Origin of the sequence: Winogradskyella sp. PC-19, assembly GCF_002163855.1 — a bacterium.
Classification (GTDB): domain Bacteria; phylum Bacteroidota; class Bacteroidia; order Flavobacteriales; family Flavobacteriaceae; genus Winogradskyella.
On record NZ_CP019332.1, the window covers coordinates 450327 to 473687 of the forward strand.

At 31.7% G+C, this 23361-nt stretch carries 29 protein-coding genes; 22 read left to right on the forward strand and 7 right to left on the reverse strand.

Features of this window, described 5'->3' with window-relative positions; all coding sequences use genetic code 11:
* The first annotated feature begins 10 nt into the window (after positions 1 to 10).
* The 14 genes from sucD to hisIE all read left to right on the forward strand — a co-directional run bounded on the left by sucD (position 11) and on the right by hisIE (position 13093).
* Positions 11 to 883, forward strand: a complete 873-nt coding sequence (gene sucD / locus BTO05_RS02110; protein ID WP_087491072.1) for a succinate--CoA ligase subunit alpha — start codon at positions 11 to 13, stop codon at positions 881 to 883.
* Positions 884 to 1002: 119 nt separating this feature from the next.
* On the forward strand, positions 1003 to 1749 hold the full coding sequence (gene fabG, locus BTO05_RS02115; RefSeq protein ID WP_087491073.1) for a 3-oxoacyl-[acyl-carrier-protein] reductase: 747 nt from the start codon (positions 1003 to 1005) through the stop codon (positions 1747 to 1749).
* Positions 1750 to 1759: 10 nt separating this feature from the next.
* On the forward strand, positions 1760 to 2344 hold the full coding sequence (locus BTO05_RS02120) for a hypothetical protein (protein ID WP_087491074.1): 585 nt from the start codon (positions 1760 to 1762) through the stop codon (positions 2342 to 2344).
* Positions 2345 to 2362: 18 nt separating this feature from the next.
* Positions 2363 to 2899: a hypothetical protein gene (locus BTO05_RS02125; protein ID WP_087491075.1), complete on the forward strand. Its 537-nt coding sequence runs from the start codon at positions 2363 to 2365 to the stop codon at positions 2897 to 2899.
* A gap of 3 nt (positions 2900 to 2902) precedes the next feature.
* Positions 2903 to 4936 carry a hypothetical protein gene (locus BTO05_RS02130; RefSeq protein ID WP_087491076.1) on the forward strand — a complete coding sequence of 678 codons (2034 nt, stop codon included), beginning with the start codon at positions 2903 to 2905 and terminating at the stop codon, positions 4934 to 4936.
* Positions 4937 to 4947: 11 nt separating this feature from the next.
* Positions 4948 to 5760, forward strand: a complete 813-nt coding sequence (locus tag BTO05_RS02135) for a prohibitin family protein (protein WP_087491077.1) — start codon at positions 4948 to 4950, stop codon at positions 5758 to 5760.
* A gap of 226 nt (positions 5761 to 5986) precedes the next feature.
* The gene (gene hisG, locus BTO05_RS02140) at positions 5987 to 6844 is read left to right on the forward strand and encodes an ATP phosphoribosyltransferase (protein ID WP_087491078.1); all 858 of its coding nucleotides are present in this window, start codon (positions 5987 to 5989) and stop codon (positions 6842 to 6844) included.
* On the forward strand, positions 6844 to 8130 hold the full coding sequence (gene hisD / locus BTO05_RS02145; RefSeq protein ID WP_087491079.1) for a histidinol dehydrogenase: 1287 nt from the start codon (positions 6844 to 6846) through the stop codon (positions 8128 to 8130). Before hisG ends, hisD begins: the two co-directional genes overlap by 1 nt.
* Entirely contained in the window at positions 8127 to 9161 is a 1035-nt protein-coding gene (gene hisC / locus BTO05_RS02150) for a histidinol-phosphate transaminase (protein WP_087491080.1), read from the forward strand. The genes hisD and hisC overlap by 4 nt, the downstream gene beginning before the upstream one ends.
* Positions 9161 to 10294: a bifunctional histidinol-phosphatase/imidazoleglycerol-phosphate dehydratase HisB gene (gene hisB, locus BTO05_RS02155; protein ID WP_087491081.1), complete on the forward strand. Its 1134-nt coding sequence runs from the start codon at positions 9161 to 9163 to the stop codon at positions 10292 to 10294. The genes hisC and hisB overlap by 1 nt, the downstream gene beginning before the upstream one ends.
* A complete protein-coding gene (gene hisH / locus BTO05_RS02160; protein WP_087491082.1) occupies positions 10294 to 10875 on the forward strand; it encodes an imidazole glycerol phosphate synthase subunit HisH in 582 nt (193 codons plus the stop codon). The genes hisB and hisH overlap by 1 nt, the downstream gene beginning before the upstream one ends.
* A gap of 1 nt (position 10876) precedes the next feature.
* Positions 10877 to 11602 carry a 1-(5-phosphoribosyl)-5-[(5-phosphoribosylamino)methylideneamino]imidazole-4-carboxamide isomerase gene (hisA, locus tag BTO05_RS02165; RefSeq protein WP_087491083.1) on the forward strand — a complete coding sequence of 242 codons (726 nt, stop codon included), beginning with the start codon at positions 10877 to 10879 and terminating at the stop codon, positions 11600 to 11602.
* Positions 11603 to 11604: 2 nt separating this feature from the next.
* Positions 11605 to 12360: an imidazole glycerol phosphate synthase subunit HisF gene (hisF, locus tag BTO05_RS02170; protein WP_087491084.1), complete on the forward strand. Its 756-nt coding sequence runs from the start codon at positions 11605 to 11607 to the stop codon at positions 12358 to 12360.
* A 112-nt stretch (positions 12361 to 12472) separates the two neighbouring features.
* Complete coding sequence (gene hisIE, locus BTO05_RS02175; protein WP_087493258.1) at positions 12473 to 13093, forward strand: bifunctional phosphoribosyl-AMP cyclohydrolase/phosphoribosyl-ATP diphosphatase HisIE; 621 nt, start codon at positions 12473 to 12475, stop codon at positions 13091 to 13093.
* 54 nt (positions 13094 to 13147) lie between these two features.
* Here hisIE and BTO05_RS02180 read toward each other — a convergent pair whose 3' ends face one another.
* The 4 genes from BTO05_RS02180 to BTO05_RS02195 all read right to left on the reverse strand — a co-directional run bounded on the left by BTO05_RS02180 (position 13148) and on the right by BTO05_RS02195 (position 16224).
* Positions 13148 to 13528 carry a toxin-antitoxin system YwqK family antitoxin gene (locus BTO05_RS02180; protein ID WP_087491085.1) on the reverse strand — a complete coding sequence of 127 codons (381 nt, stop codon included), beginning with the start codon at positions 13526 to 13528 and terminating at the stop codon, positions 13148 to 13150.
* Positions 13529 to 13660: 132 nt separating this feature from the next.
* Positions 13661 to 14836 carry a S41 family peptidase gene (locus BTO05_RS02185; protein ID WP_087491086.1) on the reverse strand — a complete coding sequence of 392 codons (1176 nt, stop codon included), beginning with the start codon at positions 14834 to 14836 and terminating at the stop codon, positions 13661 to 13663.
* Positions 14837 to 14932: 96 nt separating this feature from the next.
* Entirely contained in the window at positions 14933 to 15730 is a 798-nt protein-coding gene (locus BTO05_RS02190) for a LytTR family DNA-binding domain-containing protein (RefSeq protein WP_087491087.1), read from the reverse strand.
* 74 nt (positions 15731 to 15804) lie between these two features.
* On the reverse strand, positions 15805 to 16224 hold the full coding sequence (locus BTO05_RS02195; RefSeq protein WP_087491088.1) for a hypothetical protein: 420 nt from the start codon (positions 16222 to 16224) through the stop codon (positions 15805 to 15807).
* 85 nt (positions 16225 to 16309) lie between these two features.
* Between BTO05_RS02195 and truA the strand changes: the two genes are divergently transcribed.
* Complete coding sequence (gene truA, locus BTO05_RS02200) at positions 16310 to 17098, forward strand: tRNA pseudouridine(38-40) synthase TruA (RefSeq protein ID WP_087491089.1); 789 nt, start codon at positions 16310 to 16312, stop codon at positions 17096 to 17098.
* 55 nt (positions 17099 to 17153) lie between these two features.
* On the opposite strand, the gene BTO05_RS02205 is transcribed toward truA, so the two are convergent.
* Positions 17154 to 17375, reverse strand: a complete 222-nt coding sequence (locus BTO05_RS02205) for a hypothetical protein (RefSeq protein ID WP_087491090.1) — start codon at positions 17373 to 17375, stop codon at positions 17154 to 17156.
* A gap of 231 nt (positions 17376 to 17606) precedes the next feature.
* Between BTO05_RS02205 and BTO05_RS02210 the strand changes: the two genes are divergently transcribed.
* From BTO05_RS02210 to BTO05_RS02225, 5 genes are all read left to right on the forward strand, one after another.
* The gene (locus BTO05_RS02210; protein WP_087493259.1) at positions 17607 to 18104 is read left to right on the forward strand and encodes a Dps family protein; all 498 of its coding nucleotides are present in this window, start codon (positions 17607 to 17609) and stop codon (positions 18102 to 18104) included.
* Positions 18105 to 18157: 53 nt separating this feature from the next.
* A complete protein-coding gene (locus BTO05_RS02215; protein ID WP_087491091.1) occupies positions 18158 to 19060 on the forward strand; it encodes a mechanosensitive ion channel family protein in 903 nt (300 codons plus the stop codon).
* 72 nt (positions 19061 to 19132) lie between these two features.
* Complete coding sequence (locus tag BTO05_RS02220; RefSeq protein ID WP_087491092.1) at positions 19133 to 19294, forward strand: DUF1328 domain-containing protein; 162 nt, start codon at positions 19133 to 19135, stop codon at positions 19292 to 19294.
* A gap of 42 nt (positions 19295 to 19336) precedes the next feature.
* Positions 19337 to 19504, forward strand: a complete 168-nt coding sequence (locus tag BTO05_RS14080; protein ID WP_198295252.1) for a hypothetical protein — start codon at positions 19337 to 19339, stop codon at positions 19502 to 19504.
* Between the two features lie 90 nt (positions 19505 to 19594).
* On the forward strand, positions 19595 to 20272 hold the full coding sequence (locus BTO05_RS02225; RefSeq protein WP_087491093.1) for a DUF2461 domain-containing protein: 678 nt from the start codon (positions 19595 to 19597) through the stop codon (positions 20270 to 20272).
* Here BTO05_RS02225 and BTO05_RS02230 read toward each other — a convergent pair.
* A complete protein-coding gene (locus tag BTO05_RS02230; RefSeq protein WP_087491094.1) occupies positions 20269 to 20685 on the reverse strand; it encodes a glyoxalase in 417 nt (138 codons plus the stop codon). The two genes, BTO05_RS02225 and BTO05_RS02230, sit on opposite strands and share 4 nt — an antisense overlap.
* Positions 20686 to 20839: 154 nt before the next feature.
* Here BTO05_RS02230 and BTO05_RS02235 point away from each other — a divergent pair, with 154 nt between their 5' ends.
* Together BTO05_RS02235 and BTO05_RS02240 are read left to right on the forward strand one after the other, a co-directional pair.
* Entirely contained in the window at positions 20840 to 21733 is an 894-nt protein-coding gene (locus tag BTO05_RS02235) for a DUF72 domain-containing protein (protein ID WP_087491095.1), read from the forward strand.
* Positions 21734 to 22117, forward strand: a complete 384-nt coding sequence (locus BTO05_RS02240) for an acyl-CoA thioesterase (RefSeq protein WP_087491096.1) — start codon at positions 21734 to 21736, stop codon at positions 22115 to 22117.
* A gap of 2 nt (positions 22118 to 22119) precedes the next feature.
* On the opposite strand, the gene BTO05_RS02245 is transcribed toward BTO05_RS02240, so the two are convergent.
* Complete coding sequence (locus tag BTO05_RS02245; RefSeq protein WP_087491097.1) at positions 22120 to 23340, reverse strand: mechanosensitive ion channel family protein; 1221 nt, start codon at positions 23338 to 23340, stop codon at positions 22120 to 22122.
* Positions 23341 to 23361: the final 21 nt, after the last annotated feature.

Consider the following 23361-nt stretch of genomic DNA (forward strand, 5'->3'; position numbering starts at 1 on the left):
TCAAAGATAAATGAGCGTTTTAGTTAATAAGGATTCGAAAATAATAGTACAAGGTTTTACAGGTAGTGAAGGTACATTTCATGCTGGTCAGATGATAGAGTATGGTACAAACGTTGTTGGTGGTGTTACTCCTGGAAAAGGAGGTCAAACTCATTTAGACAAGCCGGTATTTAATACGGTATCTGAAGCTGTTGAAAAAGTAGGTGCAGATACTACAATTATTTTTGTACCACCTGCATTTGCCGCAGATGCTATTATGGAAGCTGCTGATGCAGGTATCAAAGTAATTATTACAATTACTGAAGGTATTCCTGTAGCAGACATGATTAAAGCTGCTGATTATATAAAAGAAAGAGATTGTCGTTTAGTAGGACCTAATTGTCCAGGTGTTATTACACCAGGTGAAGCAAAAGTAGGCATTATGCCAGGTTTTGTCTTTAAATCAGGTAAAGTAGGTATTGTTTCAAAATCAGGTACATTAACCTATGAAGCAGCTGATCAAGTTGTAAAACAAGGCTTAGGTATTACTACTGCAATCGGAATTGGTGGTGACCCAATTATTGGAACTACAACTAAAGAAGCTGTTGAACTTTTAATAAATGATCCAGAGACTGAAGCTGTTGTAATGATTGGCGAAATTGGAGGGCAATTAGAAGCAGACGCTGCTGAATGGTATAAAAATTCAGGTAGTAAAAAACCAGTTGTTGGTTTTATTGCTGGAGAAACTGCACCTGCTGGTCGTACAATGGGGCATGCTGGAGCAATTGTTGGAGGTAGTGATGATACTGCACAAGCAAAAAAGAAGATTATGAGAGCATGCGGAATCCACGTAGTTGATTCTCCTGCTGAAATAGGAAAAAAAGTAGCTGAAGTAATAGGCTAAGCTATACATAACACTGTTAAAAACCTTACAAAATCTTGTAAGGTTTTTTTATTTCATGCAATTTGTTATTTATATATTTGAAATAACAACATATTACATAACAACTATCCAATCATCATATGAAATTATTAGAAGGTAAAACAGCAATCATCACAGGAGCATCTCGTGGTATAGGAAAAGGTATAGCAGAAGTTTTTGCAGAACATGGCGCAAACGTTGCATTTACATACAGTTCTTCAGTAGAAGCAGCAAATGAGCTTGAAAAAGAATTAAACGCCAAAGGTGTTAAAGCAAAAGGGTACCAAAGTAATGCAGCTAGCTTTGATCAAGCTCAAAAATTAGCTGAAGACGTTTTAGAAGATTTTGGTGGAATTGACATTTTAATTAATAATGCTGGTATTACAAAAGATAATTTGTTAATGCGTATGGGAGAAGAAGATTTTGACAAGGTCATCGAAGTCAATCTAAAATCAGTATTTAATATGACTAAAGCTGTGCAACGCACAATGCTTAAACAACGAAAAGGTTCGATAATTAACATGAGCTCTGTTGTAGGTGTTAAAGGAAATGCAGGCCAAACTAACTATGCAGCCTCTAAAGCTGGTATTATTGGTTTTTCTAAATCTGTTGCTTTAGAGTTAGGCTCAAGAAACATAAGAAGTAATGTAATTGCACCTGGATTTATCGAAACGGAGATGACAGCAAAATTAGACGAAGAAACTGTAAAAGGATGGCGTAATGCAATACCTCTTAAACGAGGAGGAACTCCTGAAGATATTGCGAATGCTTGTGTATATTTAGCTAGTGATTTAAGTGCTTATGTTACTGGACAGACCTTAAATGTTGACGGAGGAATGTTGACATAAATTATAAGTAATGAAAAAGACACTTTTAATATTTTTATTGGCATTGAGTTCTTATAACTTAATATCTCAAAACAAAATTGATTTAAAATCAGCTATATCTGGTGTTAATGGTTGGAATAAAGTCAAAGATGTTGATGCAGCTTATATCATAAATTTCCCAAATAAGCCAGAAAAAGGTAATAACGATGTCGATACAGATAAAGGTGTTGTAAAGATGAATACATACACTTTGCAGACTGCTGATGGAGATAATCTTATATATATGTCTTCATTTACTGAATATCCAAATTCATTTTTTCCAGACAAATTACAATCTGAAGAAAAACAAAATGAAGTATTGAATAACAGTGTTAAAGGTGCTGTAAATAATACCAGAGGAACTTTAATACTAGATGATAAAATTACATTCAATGGTTATAATGGCAGAATAATTAAAATTGAGGTCGATGAAGGATATATCATTAAAATGAAAGTTCTGTTAGTCGGTATAAAATTATATATAGCGCAAGTTATATTTAAAAAAGAAAACGATGATAATGCAGATGCAAAACGGTTTTTTGATTCTTTTGAATTAATCAACGTAAAAAACGAATAATTCAAAACTACTAAAAACATGAAAAAATCTATCCTCTTACTAATTGCTTTTGTCGTTGTTTCTAATACAGTTATAGCTCAAGAATGGATTAAATATAAATCTGATGATTTAGAGTTTATAGCCATGTATCCTAAAGAACCAAAGCGTACAGTTCAGAAAATACCAACAGCTGTTGGTGAATTAGATATGCACATGGTCATGTATTCACCTGCATTTGGTGATGTAAATGCAGTATATTCAGTCATTCGTTCGGATTACCCAAAAGATCAGTTTGAAGATGTAACATCTGAATATAATAATTCAGTTTTGGACGGTGCTGTTAATGGTGCAGTTAATAATGTAAAGGGTACATTGGTATATGATAAAAAAATATCTCTAAATGGATATCCTGGAAGAGAAATTAAAATTCAAATAGATCAAGGTTACATTTATATGAACGCTTATTTAGTTGAGAACATCATGTATATATCTCAAGTTATATGTGAAATAGGTAATGATGGTAATAAAAACATTAAGCGCTTTATGGACTCATTTGATATTATCAAAGCAAAATAGATATTGAGTAATCAAACACTAATAATTATAGCAATTTCTGCAATTATAGCGCTTTTATTAGCGCTTTTTCAGTATGTCTATAAGTCAAAAAAATCTAAATTTAGTTCATGGCTTGCTGGATTGAGATTCATCTCAATTTTTGGAGTTTTTATACTTTTAATTAATCCTAAGTTTGAAGCTGTAAGTTATTTTGAAGAAAAGCCTAATTTGGTATTAGCAATAGATAATTCACAATCTGTAACTTACCTAAAACAAGATAAAAACGCTAAAGCTGCATACGAAAGTATAGTCTCAAATTCTGATTTAGGAGATAAATTTAATATAGAAACTTTTAGTTTTGGAGAGAATACAAAATCATCAGTTGATACATTAAATTTTAAAGACAGGCAATCCAATATCTCAGAATTCTTTGAAAAATATAATGAGTTGTACAAGAATTCAATATCTCCTTTAGTTTTTATTTCTGACGGTAATCAAACTATAGGTAATGATTATCAGTATACAGCCTTAAAAAGTGATCAAGTTGTATATCCAATTATTCTTGGAGATACAACCAGCTTTTCTGATTTACGAGTAGGACAAGTTAATGTTAATCGTTTTGCGTATTTAAAGAATAGATTTCCAGTTGAGATTATAACAAATTATTCTGGCGTAGATGCAATTACCGCTAATCTTAATATACGTTCAGGAAACAGTATCGTCTTTTCAAAGAAAATTCAGTTCGACTCTAATAAGACATCCGAGATTATTAACACTAATCTAAAAGCTAATAGTGTTGGTGTAAAAACTTATAGAGTAGAATTAGTACCATTAGATAACGAAAAAAACAAGGATAATAATTACAAGAATTATGCTGTAGAAGTTATTGATCAAAAGACCAATATCGCTTTAGTCGCAGAAAATCTCCACCCAGATTTGGGCGCCTTAAAAAAAGCCATAGAAAGTAACGAACAACGCAGTGTTTCAATTTTAAGTCCTAAGGATTTTGAAAATCAAAATAATGATTTTCAGTTAGTTGTATTGTTTAGTCCTAATAATAGCTTTAATGCTGTTTATGACAAGATTAATAACCAGAAACTAAACACTTTTACGATTACTGGTAAAATTACAGATTGGGATTTTATAAATAACAAACAATCTTTTTTTAACCAAGAAATCACAAATCAAACAGAAAATTATCAGCCTCTATTAAATCCTAATTACGGAACTTTTATTGTAGATAAGATAACATTTAGTGATTATCCACCTTTAGAGTCTGACTTTGGTTCAGTGTCTTTTTTGGTGCCAGAAGAAACACTACTTTACAAATCAATTAATGGTTTAAATACTGGTGAATCCCTTTTAAGTACCTTAGAGTCAAATAATCAAAAACATGCCTTGTTAAACGGAGAAGGTATATGGAGATGGCGTGCTCAGTGTTTTTTAGACACAGATAGTTTTGAGGATTTTGATAATTTTTTAGGTAAATTAATTCAATATTTAAGTTCAAATAAAAAGCGAAGACGCTTAAGTCTAGATTATAAATCTTTTTATAATCAGAATGAAAATATTATTGTCAATGCACAGTTTTTTAATAAAAACTATGAATTTGATGCTAGTGCTAATCTTCAAATACTACATAAAAACAAAGAAACTGGTGTTTCTAACAGCTTACCATTATTATTAAAAAATACGTCATACCAAATTAATTTAAGTGGTATCGAACCAGGTGATTACGATTTTACAGTCAAAAGCAATAATGAGCCTATTTCGATATCAGGTTCTTTTAAAATTTTAGCTTACGATGTCGAACAGCAGTTTTTGAATGCAGATGTAACAAAACTGCAAAGTATAGCGACAAGTACAAATGGTAAATCATATTTTATAGATAATTCAGATGCTTTAATTTCAGATTTATTGTCTGATAACAGATATGCAACTATACAGAAAAGTAAACGTGAAATAATTCCGTTAATAGATTACAAATATTTATTAGTATTAATTGCTTTAGCCTTATCTTTGGAGTGGTTTATTAGAAAATATAACGGACTCATATAAAAAATAAAGAAATGGAAAAATTACCAAAAGTCGGATTACCAATTTTAGTAGCAGCAGTTATTTGTATTATCATACTTTTCAAATCTGTAATAACAATCGATGCAGGTTATGCTGGCGTGTTATACAAACTTAACGGAGGTGTAGACCCAGAATCAGAACCTCTTGGCGAAGGAATTAACTTCGTAGCACCATGGAATAGTGTTATCGAATATGAAGTAAGACAACAAGAAATTCCTGAAAAAATGTCTGTATTATCATCAAATGGATTAGACATTACATTAGATGCCTCTGTACTTTATCAACCAGACGTTGTTAATCTTGCAAGACTTCATAAAGAAAAAGGACGTAATTATTTAAATCGTGTTTTACAACCTGCAATTCGTTCTGCAGCTCGTAGCGTAGTTGGTCGTTATACACCGGAGCAATTATACTCTAGTAAGCGTGATGCAATTCAAGAAGAAATTTTCATGGAAACCAAAAAGATTGTTGAAAGTCAATACATTCAATTGAACAGTGTTTTAATTAGAGATGTTACATTACCTCCAACAATTAAACAAGCGATTGAACGTAAACTAAAGCAAGAACAAGAATCATTAGAGTATGAGTTTAGGTTAGTTACTGCTGCTAAAGAAGCTGAAAAAGTAATTATCGAAGCTAAAGGTAAAGCAGATGCAAACAAAATCTTAAGCGCTTCATTAACAGATAAAATTTTACAAGATAAAGGTATTGAAGCAACTGTGAAGCTATCTGAATCGCCTAATAGCAAAGTAATTGTTATCGGTTCTGGCGACTCAGGAATGCCTATAATTTTGGGGAACCAATAAAAGTTTGTTAAAGGCTTGGAATTGTAAAATTATTTTATGAAACTTTGCTTTTAAGAAAAAAGAAATGAATTCTATTCAACTACATCATCATTTTCATATAATCGCTCAAGCGAGGTGAAGATGTATTGAATAATTTAAAATATATTTCAAAACCCGTTTGATAAATTCAGATGGGTTTTTTTATTTATAAAATGCATCTATTTTTCAAACTATTCAAATTTAAAAAATGAATAAACTAAAAATTGCAGTACAAAAATCGGGTCGTCTTAATGAAGACTCTATGAAAATCTTAAAGGCTATTGGTATTTCTATAGATAATGGTAAGGACCAACTAAAGGCATCTGCCCGTAACTTTCCTTTAGAAGTGTTTTATTTACGTAATGGTGATATTCCACAATATCTGCGAGATGGTGTTGTAGACGCTGCTATAATAGGTGAGAACGTTTTAATAGAAAAAGGAAACGATTTAAATATTGTTGAGCGACTAGGTTTCTCTAAGTGTCGGGTTTCAATCGCTGTACCAAAATCATCAGAGGCGAAATCATTGAAAGATTTAGAAGGAAAACGCATTGCTACATCCTATCCTAATACGGTAAATCAGTTTTTAGAAAAAGCAGGCATAAAAGCAAACCTTCACATCATTAATGGCTCCGTAGAAATTGCACCAAATATAGGTTTGGCAGATGCTGTTTGTGACATTGTTTCCAGCGGAAGTACCTTATTTAAAAATGGGTTAAAAGAAATAGAAACACTTTTAAAATCCGAAGCAGTTTTAGCTACTTCTCCGAGAATTTCAGAAGAAAATCAAGCCATTATAGATAAGATTCAATTCAGACTTAAATCTGTTCTTAGAGGAAGAGAAAACAAGTATGTACTACTAAATGCTCCTAATGATAAACTAGACAAAATAGTAGATATCCTTCCTGGAATGAACAGTCCAACAATTTTGCCTTTAGCTAAAGATGGCTGGAGTTCTTTACACTCTGTGATTAATAAGAATGATTTTTGGAATGTTATAGATGAACTTAAGGCAAATGGCGCAGAAGGTATATTAGTTTGTCCAATTGAAAATATGGTATTGTAATGCAGTTAATTAATAATCCATCAAGAAAAGACTGGTCACGCATTCTTAAAAGACCAACCAAAACGGTAGATGATATTGAAGTAACAGTCTTAAATGTTTTTAAAGATGTAAAACTCAATGGCGATAAAGCTATAAAATCATATACCGAAAAGTTTGATAAAGTAGCATTAGATACATTACTGGTTTCTTCAACTGAAATTAGTGATGCTTCAAATAATATCTCTGATGAATTAAAGAATGCTATCCAACTCGCCAAATCAAATATTGAAAAATTTCACACAGCTCAAAAGACTAAACGAGTTTTTCAAGAGACTATGGAAGGTGTTGAATGTTGGCAAGAAAAAAGGCCTATTCAAAAAGTAGGATTATATATTCCAGGAGGAACAGCACCTTTGTTTTCAACGGTTTTAATGTTGGCAGTTCCTGCTAACATCGCTGAATGCAAAGAAATAGTATTGTGTTCGCCACCAAACAAAGAAGGTAAAATAGCTAATGAAATTTTATACGCGGCACAGCTTTGTGGTGTAACTAAGGTCATTAAAGTAGGAGGTATACAAGCTGTTGCTGGTTTAACTTTTGGTACAGAATCTATACCCCAAGTCTATAAAATATTTGGACCAGGAAATCAATATGTAACAGTAGCCAAACAATTAGCAACAAAATATGGAGTTGCTATTGATATGCCTGCAGGACCAAGTGAACTTTTAGTAATGGCGGATGAATCTGCAAATGCATCGTATGTAGCTTCAGATTTATTGAGTCAAGCCGAACATGGTTCTGACAGTCAAGTAGTTTTAGTAACCACTTCGCAAAAGTTTGCTGAGGAAGTTGATTCTGAAGTTTACAAGCAACTAGATAATCTACCTCGAAAAGCGATGGCAACTGATGCGATAAATAATTCTAAATCTATAGTGGTAGATAATTTTCAAACAGCTTTAGAATTAATTGATGCTTACGGACCTGAGCACTTTATCGTTTCAACTTCAAACGATGATTTTTTTGTAGAAAACATTGGTAATGCAGGCTCTGTTTTTATAGGGAATTACACACCTGAAAGTGCTGGTGATTATGCATCCGGAACAAATCATACATTGCCGACTAACGGTTTTTCTAAAGCCTATTCAGGTGTTAACCTTGACAGTTTTCAGAAGAGTATGACTTTTCAGAAAATTTCTGATGTTGGAATTAGAGCTATTGGACCATCTATTGAGCTTATGGCCGAAGCAGAGGGATTACAAGCACACAAAAATGCCGTGACATTAAGATTAAAAGATTTAAAGTCATGAATATAGAGAATCTTTTAAGAGATAATATTAAAACAATAAAAGCCTATTCTTCTGCACGAGACGAGTATAAAGATGCTTCTACCAATATGGTTTTTATTGATGCTAATGAAAATCCATTTCAGTCTAACGTTAACAGATACCCTGACCCTCAACAGTCCAAAGTAAAACAACGACTAGCTGAGATTAAAGGCGTTAAAACCTCTCAAATTTTGTTGGGTAATGGAAGTGATGAAGTATTAGATTTATTATTTAGAGCTTTTTGTGAGCCTAATAGAGATAATGTCATCACATTGCCACCAACATATGGAATGTATTCGGTATTGGCCGATTTGAATGCTATCCAAATACAAAAAGTATTATTAGATGCTAATTTTGAGCCAAAGGTTAATGAGATACTTGACGCTCAGAATCAATTTTCAAAAATACTATTCTTATGTTCACCAAATAACCCAACAGCAAATAGTTTTAGTGCTCATAAAATTGAAGAATTATTAAAAGGATTTAATGGTATTGTTGTAATTGATGAGGCCTATATAGATTTTTCTAATAGTGATAGTTGGGTGAGTCGATTAAATGAATTTCCGAATTTAATAGTTACACAAACACTATCAAAGGCTTATGGACTAGCCGGTATTAGATTAGGACTATGTTTTGCTTCAGAATTTATTATCTCTATTTTAAACAAGATTAAACCACCATATAATGTGAATCAATTAACTCAAGATAGAGCAATTGAACGGTTAAGTGATTTAGAAGAAGTAAAAAATGAAGTCGTCTCAATTTTAAGACAACGTGATGTTTTAGCTAATGAATTATCGAAAGTATCATTTGTAGAAACAATACATCCATCAGACTCAAATTTTCTTTTAGTAAAGGTAGATGATGCTAATCATCGTTACGTACAATTAATAGAAAAAGGAATTGTGGTGAGAAATAGAACGACACAACCATTGTGTGAAAATTGCTTAAGATTTACTATTGGAACTGAAGCAGAAAACAAAGTATTAATTAAGACATTAAACCAACTATAATGAAACCTGTATTATTCATAGATAGAGACGGTACGTTAATCCGAGAACCAGCAGACGAGCAAATCGATGCGTTTGAAAAGTTAGAATTCTATCCAAAAGTATTTCAATACTTAAGTATGATTGCTAAAGAATTGAATTTTGAAATCGTTATGATTACTAACCAAGATGGTCTAGGTACTGAAGTTTATCCAGAAGACACATTTTGGCCTGTCCATAATTTTGTTTTAAAGACATTTGAAAGTGAAGGTATTTTATTTAAAGAACAGTTCATAGACAGAACATTCGCAAAAGATAATGCACCAACACGCAAACCTAATACAGGATTGTTAACCAAGTATTTTACTGAGGATTATGATTTAGCAAATTCATTTGTAATCGGTGATAGATTAACAGATGTTGAATTAGCTAAAAATTTAGGCGCAAAAGGCATATTTATAAATGATAACACAAATCTTGGCACTGATGAAGTTACCGTAAGTAATACTGAATTACAAGATTGTATCGCTCTAGAGACAAATGATTGGGAAGCGATATATAGATTTTTGAAAACAACTGAACGTGTTGGCGGTATAGAGCGCAATACAAATGAAACTAAGATTAAAATAGACCTTAATCTTGACGGAACAGGAAAGAGTAAAATAGATACGGGTATTGCCTTTTTTGACCATATGTTAGACCAGATTGCTCGTCATGGTCAAATGGACTTAAATATTAAAGTAGATGGAGATTTAGAAGTAGATGAGCATCATACTATAGAAGACACAGCCATTGCATTAGGTGAAGTTTTTGCTAAGACACTTGGCAATAAACTAGGTATTGAACGCTATGGATTCTCTTTGCCTATGGATGATTGTTTAGCTCAGGTTTCAATAGATTTTGGTGGTCGTAACTGGTTAGTTTGGGAAGCCGAATTTAATCGCGAAATGATTGGTAAAATGCCTACAGAAATGTTTTATCATTTCTTTAAATCCTTTACTGATGGTGCCAAATGTAATTTGAATGTAAAAGTAGAAGGCACAAATGAACATCACAAAATTGAGGCAATCTTTAAAGCATTTGCAAAAGCAATTAAAATGGCTGTAAAGCAAGATGTTGAAAAAATGATTTTGCCATCAACAAAAGGAATGCTGTAATGGATTTAAAAATAGTCAATTACGGTGCTGGTAATATTAAGAGTATTCAATTCGCGTTTCAGCGTTTGGGATATGATGCTGTATTATCTAATAACCCTGATGAAATAATTAATGCTGATAAGGTTATTTTTCCTGGAGTAGGTGAAGCGAGTTCTGCAATGAAAATGCTTAAAGAAAGTGGATTAGATACTTTAATCCCAGAATTAAAACAACCCGTTTTAGGTATTTGTTTAGGTATGCAATTGATGTGTAACCATACTGAAGAAGGCGATACTAAAGGACTAGGAATTTTCAACACCAATGTAAAACGTTTTTCAAACAATGTAAAAGTGCCGCAAATGGGCTGGAATACGGTTAAAAATCTAAAGTCCGACTTATTTAAAAATATCTCTGAAGGTGACTATATGTATTTGGTTCACAGTTACTATGCAGAAGATTGTGATGAGTCGATAGCAACTTCAGATTATGAAATAGAATATGCATCAGCATTAGAGAATGATAACTTTTTTGGAGTACAGTTTCATCCAGAAAAGAGTAGTAAGATAGGAGCACAATTACTACAAAACTTTTTAGACTTATAAAATGAGAATAATACCAGCAATAGATATTATTAACGGACAATGTGTACGATTAACGAAAGGCGATTATGACACCAAAAAAGTGTATAATGAGAATCCTTTGGAAGTGGCAAAGATGTTCGAGGATTCAGGTATTCAATATTTACACGTTGTTGATTTAGATGGTGCAAAAGCTAGTCATATCATCAACTATAAAGTTTTAGAACATATAGCTACTAAAACCAACCTTAAAATAGATTTTGGAGGTGGTTTAAAGTCAGATGAAGATTTAAAAATAGCTTTCGAGTCTGGTGCTCACCAAATAACAGGAGGAAGTATAGCCGTCAAAAAACCAGAAGTATTTGAAAATTGGATTTCTAAATTTGGTTCTGATAAAATAATTCTTGGAGCGGATTGTAATAACGAAAAGATTGCAATTTCTGGCTGGCAAGAAGAAAGTGATTTAGATGTCATTCCTTTTATAAGAGACTACCAAGCCAAAGATGTTTCTTATGTGATATGCACAGATATTTCAAAAGACGGCATGCTTGAAGGTCCTTCATTTGAATTATATAAGCGTATTCTTAATGAAGTAGAAGGGGTTAAATTAATTGCTTCAGGTGGAATTTCTAAATACGATGAACTTCCCAAACTGCTAGAAATGGGCTGTGAAGGTGTCATTGTTGGCAAAGCGATATATGAAAATAAAATTTCATTAAAAGAGATCGAACAATTTATTATCAATAATTAATTATGCTGACAAAACGAATTGTTCCTTGTTTGGATATTAAAAATGGTCGTACCGTAAAAGGTGTCAATTTTGTGGATTTACGTGATGCAGGTGATCCAGTAGTACTCGCTAAGCAATATGCAGAATTAGGTGCTGACGAACTTGTCTTTTTAGATATAGCCGCTACTCTAGAAAACAGAAGAACTATGCACGATATGGTGCTAAAAGTAGCGGAACAAGTTAATATACCTTTTACTGTTGGAGGTGGTATCTCTTCAGTTGCTGATGTTGATGACCTATTGCATTGTGGTGCTGATAAAGTATCTATAAATTCATCTGCGGTAAAACGACCAGAGTTAATTAATGAACTATCAAAAAAGTTTGGTAGTCAATGCGTAGTAGTTGCTATTGATGCAAAAAAGATAGGTGAGGAGTGGTTTGTACATTTAGCAGGAGGAACTATCCCAACAGATATTAAGTTATTTGAATGGGCAAAAGAAGTTGAGAGCCGTGGTGCTGGAGAGATATTGTTTACATCTATGAATCATGACGGAACCAAAGCAGGATTTGCAAATGAAGCCTTAGCAAAACTATCAGATTTAGTAAATATTCCAATTATTGCTTCTGGTGGCGCTGGAAAGATTCAACATTTTGCAGACACCTTTAAAAAAGGAAAAGCTGATGCTGCATTGGCTGCTAGCGTGTTTCACTTTGGTGAAATACCTATAATAGAATTAAAAAAGGAATTACGAAAACAAGGAGTTTCAGTAAGAATATAAATGTCATTCAGAACACTACTGAAATCCAAATGTATTTGGATTGAAAGTATTTTGCAAAGCAAAAGAAGAACCTCACATCAAAAGAGATTTCTCGTCGCTGCGCTCTGTAGAAATGACAAATAGAATAATAATTATGAATATAGATTTCAATAAAAGTCCTGATGGACTTGTGCCAGCAATTATTCAAGATGCAATAACAAATAAAGTCTTAATGCTAGGTTACATGAATAATCAAGCTTTGCAACAAACCATAGATTCTAAATTAGTTACGTTTTTTAGTAGAACAAAGCAGCGTCTATGGACCAAAGGTGAAGAAAGCGGAAATGTTTTAAATTTAGTAGATATAAAACTTGATTGCGATAATGATACATTACTAGTTTTTGTAAATCCAAAAGGGCCAATATGCCATAAAGGCTCAGATACGTGCTGGAATGAAACCAATAATCAATCCTTTGGATTTATTTCAAAACTAGAAGATACTATTTCGTCTAGAATAGAAAACGCAGATAGTCAAAAATCTTATGTAGCTTCATTATTTGCTAAAGGCATAAATAAAGTTGCTCAAAAAGTAGGAGAAGAAGCTGTAGAGGTTGTTATTGAAGCAAAAGATAATAATGATGACTTATTTTTAGAAGAGTCAGCAGACTTACTTTTTCATTATTTAATGTTACTACAGGCAAAAGGTTTTAAGCTCAATGATGTTGTAGATGTATTAAAAGGTCGTGAAAAATAGTTAACGTGTAAAGGTCATAGTAGATACCACATTACCTTCTTTATCATAATAGGTTCATTTGCCTATTGGTCTTTTCCAATGCAGGTATTGCCCTTTAGATTTGACACTACCGTCTTCATAGAAGAAAGTTACTGGTCCTTCAACTTTATTGTCTTTGTATGTGCCTTCACAAACTTTACGACCATAAGGGTCAAAGTCAATCCATTTCCCATTTCCAACTCCATCAACATATTCTTGCATAGTCATATAATTTCCATTATCATATTTGCCATATAGCACACCAGTAAAGGGTTTATCTGAACCTGTTTTGTAATATTTAGAGCCCAATTTATACGCTTTTTGATATGTATTTGACATAGATACTAATTTCTGTTCTTGACTTAATCCACTAGACATAAATAACATGACTAAAGAAAATGATAATAGAGTTTTCATAAAACGTGTTTATTATATATACACGCAAATTCGTTTTTGGATGAGTAAACTAAAACTGCCACTAAATATTTTAGTGGCAGTTACTCTAATGTAATTCAGAAAGTTTAATCATGCATTAGAACCATGTTAAGCTTAGTTACTATCTTTTTCTATAATTTCTAATGTTTGCTCAATCCAATCTCTACTAAAATCTAATGGTATTTCTGGACTTACACCTTTTCCTTCATATTCGATATACTTATGAAAATTCATATCTGTTGGCATCATTTTAAAATATTCTGAAGGCGTATTGTATCTGTAACCGTAATTCATACCATAAGCAATTATTCCACGTGATTTTTGTCCCAAATGTTTAGCGTTTTTATTTTTAAGAAGCTTTAAAGTAAATTGTTCGCCATTACTTCCTGCAAAAGCATTAGTAATAACATAAACATTCTTATTTTTTAAAAATTTCAAAAAAGGATCTGAAAACTTACTGTTACCACCTCTGTTACTTCTTAAATCAACAATAATATTATCTGCAGTTAATTTATCCTTAGTGGTGTTGAAAAATGAATTTAATTCATTCTTTTTATTATTGCCGAATGTAGCAAAGTAGAGGTATTGTACATTATCATTAATTTGTCGAAAAGAAGCTACTTCTGCATCATCAGTAGGCAACTCAAAATTATTTGTGTTTCCTACTTTTTTATATGACCAAATACGCCCATTTTCTAAAGACATGCTTTTTACAAATCCAGGTTTTCTGGTTTTTGAATTGTAATAGTACATATTGTATTTGTTGGCATTGGTATGAGTCATAGTAAATCTAGTTTCACCAACTGTCCAATTTTCTAAGTCGGTTTCTAAAACAATGCCTACCAGATCGTTAGTACCTTTTATATATTGCAACCCAATTAGTTCATTATTAAACTTGTAAATACCCTCTGCGGCTTCTAGAGGTTTGTTATTTAATGTTTCTTTTAATGCTTCAATATTTGTTTGTAATTCGTTAATTGTAATTTTAGAATACGCATTGTTAACTTGAAGCGAAGCATGAACATCATTAACCAAATTCATTTGCTCCAATAATAATTTGTAGCAATCTTCTATTGGAAGTGGATTTTCCATTTTTGAAGAATTATTATTATAAGTGGTATTAAATTTATCTAATTTTTCGCCCTTAATTTGTTTTTTGTAAGACGGCATTTTTTTCATTTTCTCAACTATAAAATCTAAGTCTGTTTTACAGTCACAAGTTTGAAGTTGTGCATTTATAAATTGAAACCCGAATACAAACGCGATAATAAATGGTACTAATTTTTTCATGATTGAATGATTTATGTGATTAAACTTTCTGAAGCAAATATATTTAAGGAACCATCATTCAATTCAATAATAACAAGTGTTTGGGGCGAAATGGTATTAGTTTGTGGTAAGTTGAAATGCCTTTTTAATAGCTTTCTGATAGGTTTTAGAAATTGGCACTTCAACATCATAATTCATGCGCATAGAAAGTTTACTGTTTTCAGTTTTCCATTGCTGAAAATGGAATGGATTTATAAGATACGAGCGATGCGTCCGAAGTAATTCTTCAAATTCTGCATCAATAACCGATAACTTATTACGAATCAACGTTTTTTTAAGTACATTACTAGAAAGGTAAAAAACTTCGATATAATTATCTGATGATTTTATTGAAATAATATCGTTAAAATTAAGTCGTAAACCTTCATAATTACCTTCACCTTTAATTTCTACTTTACTATTTTCTAATCTTTTTTCGTGGTATTTTCCAAAGGCAAAACGTGCTATAATTATTATTGGAAAAACCGTTAAAATTGCTGGAATTATAATGGTTCTTAGGTGATAGTTGAATGAATACGCATTTGGATGCCAGTCCATAATTACAATAAGATAAAAATACCTTAAAGCAAAAATTGAAATACTTATAAAGCAAAACGAAAAAATAATTTCGCTACTAACGCGCCATTCTTTTTTGTTACTATTGTATATCAAATACTGGATTGGTAGATGAAAACCATATAAGAATGCAGCTAAAATACCGTATCCAGGTAAGTAAAGTAATTTTTCTTGTTGACCGAACTCATTTACATCTAGCGGTTCTGTAAAAAAAAGAAATACAAATATCCAAATAGCTAGAATCACGCTGATAATTAAATGATGCTTTAGCTTTGGGTCAAATGGATAATTGCGCTTCAAATAAATTTCTATTTAAAGTAAAAATAAAAAAAGCATCAGAAACTCTGATGCTTTTTTTGTATTTGTCAATGCAATTATTTAATCCACCCTTTTGCAGCAGAATTTCTTGCAAAATATACCAAAAACACACAAACTACAATTATTAGCACAGGCATTACAATTTGAGCACCGCTCATTTCTACATTTTTAAATAAATAGAAATGCTGTACGATTGCACCAATTGCCGAAAGTACAAAAAGTATATGCGCCCATTTTTTTCTAATTAATAAACATAATGCTCCTAAAGCACCGCAAAATACTGCAATTGCAAAAGCGGCAGTATACCATGCAGGAAACTCCATTAAAAACTCGGCTTGCTGTTCTGGTGGTAATGCAGCAATCATTTCTTCTGTTGCAAATGCTTTACTCAAATAGGCCATAACGCCTAATCCATTCCAAATTAGAGCTAATACGCCAATAATCCAGAACCAAACTGGTGGTTTTGTTGTTGTCATGATTTGTTGATTTTAGTTAGTAATAGCTTTCAAGTTAAAAAAAATTTTGATTAGTAGATTAGTTAATAGTAATTTCGACATTAATATGGTATTTGAAAAGCGTTATTATTACCTCATAAAGATTCAATATTTAGGATATAGATTTCACGGATGGCAAAAACAACCAGATGTAAAGACTATCCATTTAATGATTGATCGCACACTAAAATTTATCCTCAAGGATACTAGGTTTAAAACACTTGGAGCTGGACGCACAGATGCTATGGTATCTGCAAACGAAGCGGCGTTAGAACTTTTTATTTATAATTCACCTATCGAGGATTTTGAAGAATTTTTGGCACTTTTTAATCATAATTTACCGCAAGACATCAGAGCGCTTTCTATTAAAGAAGTTAATAAGGATTTTAATATTATTCAAGATTCAAAAATTAAAGAATACCATTACGTATTCTCAGAAGGACAAAAAAATCATCCATTTTGCGCACCCATTTTAACAACAATTCTAGAGACTTTAGATGTAGAACTTATGAAAAAAGGCGCAATGCTTTTTCAAGGTACGCACAACTTTAAAACCTATTGCTATAAAGCATCAGCTACAGGAGAGTTTATAAGAACTATCGAAAACTGTCAATTAGTTGATAACACAATATATACCGCTAATTTTTTTCCAGACAAATCTTATGTATTAAAAGTAAGAGGAAAGGGTTTTATGAGAAATCAAATACGACTAATGTTTGGCGCATTAATTAAGCTAGGTAGAGGCGATATTACTTTAGAGTATATTGAAATGACTTTGAAAGAAAATAGTACAGAAGTTATGGACTACATTGCACCAGCGTCTGGATTAATTTTGCATTCAATAAATTTTGAATAAAAAAAATCACCTATTGAAGGTGATTTTTAAATTTATACTCAACTAAGAAAACACGCTATTTCACAACGTGTAACTTAGGCTCTTTAGTTAAAAATTTTCCGTTTACACATTCTCCTAAAATGATAACTTCTTTTGATCGTTCGTACATTTTAATAGAACGCTCCATCTGCATTTCTGTTGCATTATATAACTTAACGCCAGATCTTGAACCCTTGTTGCGTATTTCTATATAAAAACCATCTTTTAATTTTGTTGGTTTTGTTGCTGGTCTACCCATAAATAAAATTGTAATTATTAATTTTTTGCATTATACTGAATTTTCTTTCATCCTACAAGTTTATTTTTAATTATTCTAAATCAATTTGTGTTTTTGTTAAATTTTTTTAAATGAAAGTCTAATTATGTTAAATAAACTTAATAAGAGTTAAACCCTGTTAAATGGCTTGACAAAATTCCTATATCCCTTATATTAAATTATATGAAAACCAATAAAACACAAACAACAGGAATGAATTATTTAAACATCAAAGACCAAAACTTACATGCGACTGTTGTAGAACTAAACATTTTACTAGCAGATTATCACATTTATTATCAAAATTTAAGAAACTTTCATTGGAACATATTAGGAGAGAATTTCTTTGAGTTACATAATAAATTTGAAGAACTTTATAATGATGCAAGAATTAAGATAGACGAAATTGCTGAACGTATATTGACTCTAAGATATCATCCAGTGAGTACTTTAAAAGAATATTTAAATCTAGCAACCATTGAAGAAACTTCATCTGAAAAAACGGATAAGGAAATGGTAAATTATATTTTGCAAAATCACTCAACTTTACTACAACAAATGAGTAAAGTGATAGAAGAAGCTGATAAGATTAAAGATGAAGGAACTATTGACTTAATTGGTGCTTACATTAGAGAATTAGAAAAAAACAGTTGGATGTTAGATGCTTTTGTTCGCTCTACATCAACTCAGTTAAATAAAAGTGAATTCTAGTAGTATTTAGTTAGATTATTTATTAGAAATTTTTTATTAACTAAAACTACACAATGAAAGAACAATTTAAAACAGCATTTGCTGCACTTACAGATAAACTTAAGTCATGGTTTACAACCATAATCGAATATTTGCCCAATTTTATATTAGCAATGTTAGTCATGGTGGCATCGTACTACATTGCAAGATACGTAAGTAAACTTGAAGAAAGACTTGTCACAAACCGTGTACAGCAAAAAAGTATTAGCAAAACAATAGCAAGAATATCTGCAGTTGCTGTGGTAATATCTGGTCTCTTTATCTCGTTAGGAATATTAGATCTAGGAAAAACATTGACATCATTATTAGCCGGAGCAGGAGTTGCTGGTCTTGCAATTGGACTTGCATTACAAGGTACATTAGCCAATACTATTGCTGGTGTAGTACTTTCGTTTAGAAAAAAAGTACAGATTGGTAATTGGGTTGAAACTAATGGTTTTTCTGGTGAAGTAATGGATATAAATCTAAAAGATTTCACCCTAAAGGAAGCAGACAATAATATTGTTGTTATACCTAACAAAACCATATTAGAAAATCCACTAAAAAATTATTCTTTGACTACAAAAATGAGAGTATTTTTAGAATGTGGTGTAGGCTATAGTTCGGATTTGGAAGAAGTTGAACGACTTACTAAAAAAGTTATAAAAAATACTTTTTACCAAATTAATTCTACCGACGAAGTAGAATTCTATTACACTGAGTTTGGAGCCTCATCTATTAATTATCTATGTCGATTTTGGATAGATTCGGAGAATGCTTTAGAGAAATTAAAAGCAAAGACCAGAGCTATCGTCGAAATCAAAAAAGCATATGATAAAGCAGGAATTAATATTCCTTTCCCAATCAGAACATTACAATTTGATAATAAATTGAATGTAAAATCTACACAATTAGAAAATTCCTTTTCTGATAACTAGTCATTATTCTTTTAATGATAAAATTTCTCTAAAAGCTTGAGGAAAATTTACTAACTATTAAAACCATTAACTATGTTACGTTGGATGATTATCTTTATTATTGTTGCTATAATTGCTGGAGTTTTAGGCTTTGGCGGAATTGCAGGAGCGTCTGCAGGATTAGCAAAAATTTGTTTCTATATTTTTATAGCACTTTTCGTCATATCACTAATAAGAAATTTGTCTAAAAAATAGACAAATAATTAAAATCGTATTTATTAATCTAAAATTTACAAAATGAAAAAATTATCATATTTATTTATTGCATTGTTCTCTTTAAGTCTTTTAACAACAAGTTGTAGAGAACAAAAAACCACAGAAGAAAAAATTGAGAATTCGGTAGAAGAAGCTGGTGATGCAGTGGAAGACGCCGCCGACGAAGTTGAAGATGCAGTTGAAAATTAAAATAACTTTATAAATTAATGTATAATTATATATTAAACCCAAGCTACTAAGTTTGGGTTTTTATATTTTTGGAATTAACAATACAATATTATGGCAATATCTATACCTAAAGAAACATTTGTTTTTCTAAAAAAACTTTCTAAAAATAACAACCGCGACTGGTTTGCTGATAATAAAACAGAGTTTAAGCGCATAGAAACTGATGTAAAGTCAGCCTATAATCATCTAGGAGTTTTAATGAATGAGCATGACCTAATCGATAAAGTCAAAGTTTTTAGAATATATAGAGATGTCAGATTTTCAAAAAACAAATTGCCTTATAAAACACATTTCGGAGGTTCTTTTAATCGAAAGAAGCCCGAGTTAAGAGGCGGTTATTACTTACATCTACAGCCTAATAACGAGTCATTTGTTGCTACAGGTTTTTGGGAACCAAATAAAGAGGATTTGATGCGTATTCGTAAAGAGTTTGAAATGGATGATGAAGAAATTCGTGATATTCTTGAGCAAAAAGTCTTTAAGGATACATGGGGAGATTTTACTGGCGATTCATTAAAAACTGCTCCGAGAGGTTTTGATAAAGCGCACAAAGCAATTGATTTAATTCGTCGCAAGCAATTTATATTTATAAAAAAGTTTACAGACAAAGACGTACAATCTAAGGACTTTATAAATCAGGTTGATAACGCATTTAGAGCTGCTAGACCTTATTTAGACTATATGAGTGATGTGCTCACTACTAATTTAAATGGAGAGTCTTTGCTCTAGACTGCTTTTAATATTTCGGGTTTTGTAAAGAGTTGGATACTGCTTAATAAACGCTCTTTTACAATATTCATCATACGTTTATTTAATGCTGAAGAATTTTGAATGTAAATCTCATATTCTTCAACTGTGAATTGTCCAATAACCATTCCTTTTAATGAGTTTCTGAACTTCATATCTTTGTGTATAGCATTCTCGATATAAGCCATTTGTTTTGGAAGTGTTAAATCATAAAACACATTCTTTCGCTTTGATATGTAATTCTTGAAAACTGCAACAAATAAATCATTTTGCATTTTTATAACTGGGCGCAATGTTTTATTCTGAAAAGCTTCATCAGCAGACATGGTATCATATACTTTTGCCGATGGTATTAAAGGCCTAATGTCAATAAGATGTTTTGAGCGAGTTTCCATATTTAGAGTAGATTTGAATTAATATGGAATTAAATTTAGATATAATGTGACTTATATCTTCTTACGACGCATTATCTTGTTAACTGCGTTATTAACAAATTAATTTTTAGCTTGTTTTTAAAGGAGTTCATATCTTTAACTAAAATTATAGAGCATGAAATTTGGAAGCGTTGATAATCCGCAAGATATAGACTTTACTCTACCAAAAGATCATAAAGATACACTGAGAGTTTTAAAAGAAAATCCTTCAGAGAAGACTAACATATTTGTGGGTTGTGCCAAATGGAATCGTGCAGATTTAAAAGGGTTTTATCCTAGAGGTACAAAAGATGAATTAGAATATTATTCAAGACAATTCAATTCTATTGAGTTAAACGCTACATTTTATAGAATTTTTCCTCCTGAACAATTTCAAAAATGGTACGATAAAACACCAGATAACTTCAGGTTTTTCCCAAAGCTTAATCAAGAAATTAGCCACTGGAAACGTTTAAATGAAGATATAAATCCTGTTGTAGATAATTACCTGAATAGTACTATTAATCTCAAAGAAAAATTAGGCTGTATCTTTTTGCAAATGCATAGTAATTTTGCGCCTAAGGATTTTGATAGAGTCATTAATTTTGCTGAATCTTGGCCAAAAGAAGTACCATTGGCTATAGAATTTAGACATACAGATTGGTATAACGATAAGATAATAGCAGAAGATTTATACCAACTTTTAGAAGAAAATGATATTTCTAATATTATAGTCGATTCTGCTGGTAGACGCGATATTATGCACATGAGATTAACCAATTCTAGAGCTTTTATTAGATACGTTGGCGCAAATCATCAAAGCGATTATTCGAGATTAGATGATTGGGTAGAGCGTCTAAAAATCTGGCAAGAAGCAGGGATTAAGGATATTAATTTCTTTGTGCACCAAAATATTGAGAAAGAGTCACCATTGCTTTCGGCATATTTAATAAAACAAATAAATTCAGAATTAGGTGCTAGTTTAAAAATTCCTAACGACGATTCTGTTGGACAACAAACATTATTATAGATGAGATTTAATACACGAAAATGGGTAAAACCCGAAGACTTAAACCCTAACGGTACTTTATTTGGAGGTCAACTGTTGGCTTGGATAGATGAAGAAGCGGCTTTGTATACAATAATTCAACTCGAGAACTCGAAGATTGTTACAAAGTTTATGTCCGAAATTAATTTTATGGCGTCTGCTAAAAAAGGTGATATAGTAGAAATAGGAATGGAAGTTGTCAAGTTTGGTCGGTCATCTATTACAATGAAATGTGAGGCTAGAAACAAAATGACACAAGAAACAATTTTAACTGTAGATAATATGATAATGGTTAATCTTGGACCTGATGGTAAACCTAAACCACACGGAAAGACAAAAGTAGAATTTGTTAAGGATAGACTATAGTATTAGTCCAGAGCTAACTCGTATACTTCTAAATCAAAATACGATACAGCAGCAATTACATGGTCAAAAATGTCGCCCATGATATACTCATAATTTACCCAACGCTGGTCTTTGCTAAAGGCATAAATCTCAAGCGGAATTCCTTGATTGGTTTGTTCTAGTTGACGTACCATCATCGTCATATCTTTATTCAACGCTGAATGATTTTCGACATATGTTTGAAGATATTTTCTAAACACTCCAAAGTTGGTAAGATTTCTTCCGTTTATGAGTACAGATTTATCAATATCATTTTCAATATTTGCGGCATTAATTTCATTAGTACGGCTTTCTATGTAATCAGAAACCAATTCAATTTTTTTAAAACGATTGATGTCATCTTCACTTAAAAATTTGATTGCAGAGGCTTTAATTAATACCGAACGTTTTATACGACGACCACCAGAATTAGACATACCACGCCAGTTTTTAAACGAATCAGAAATTAGTGCGTAAGTGGGTATTGTTGTTATGGTTTTATCCCAGTTCTGGACTTTTACCGTAGCCAGTGTGATTTCTGTAACATCACCATCAGCGCCATATTTTTCAAATGTTATCCAATCACCGATACGAACCATGTCGTTTACTGTAACTTGTATGCTAGCTACAAAACCCAAAATACTATCTCTAAATACAAGAATAATAATTGCTGAAACTGCACCAATACTAGTCACAAATTCCCAAAAAGAAATACCTGTTACTATTGCAAATATTGAGAATATTGCCAATAGCCAGACAAAAATCATAAATACTTGTATGTAGCTATGAATAGGTTTGTCTTTATAACGAGCTAGCGTTTTTAGGTAATCACGAACAGAATGAAGTATGCTTTGTAGTATTCTAATAGTTAATAATATCGCTATTACTTTTAAGGTTTTTTCTATAATATCTTCAACAACCGGAAAATCAGAAAACACTTGAGGTACAAACTCTATTAGAATTATTAATGGGATAATATGTGCTATGTTTCTGGGTAGTTTATTAGCTACTAATATGTCATCAAAATCAGTTTTGGTACGTCTAGCTATACTTGAAGAAAATCGCCTTAACACACGTTTAGTTACAAAGTCTATAATAAACGCGACTATTAGTAATGCTATTAATAATGCTAGCATATTTAAATACTTGGCGGTATCGACAGCAAAGCCATTATCAATTAATAAGTCATATATGTAATGCTTCATCAGCTAAATTGATTTCTATAT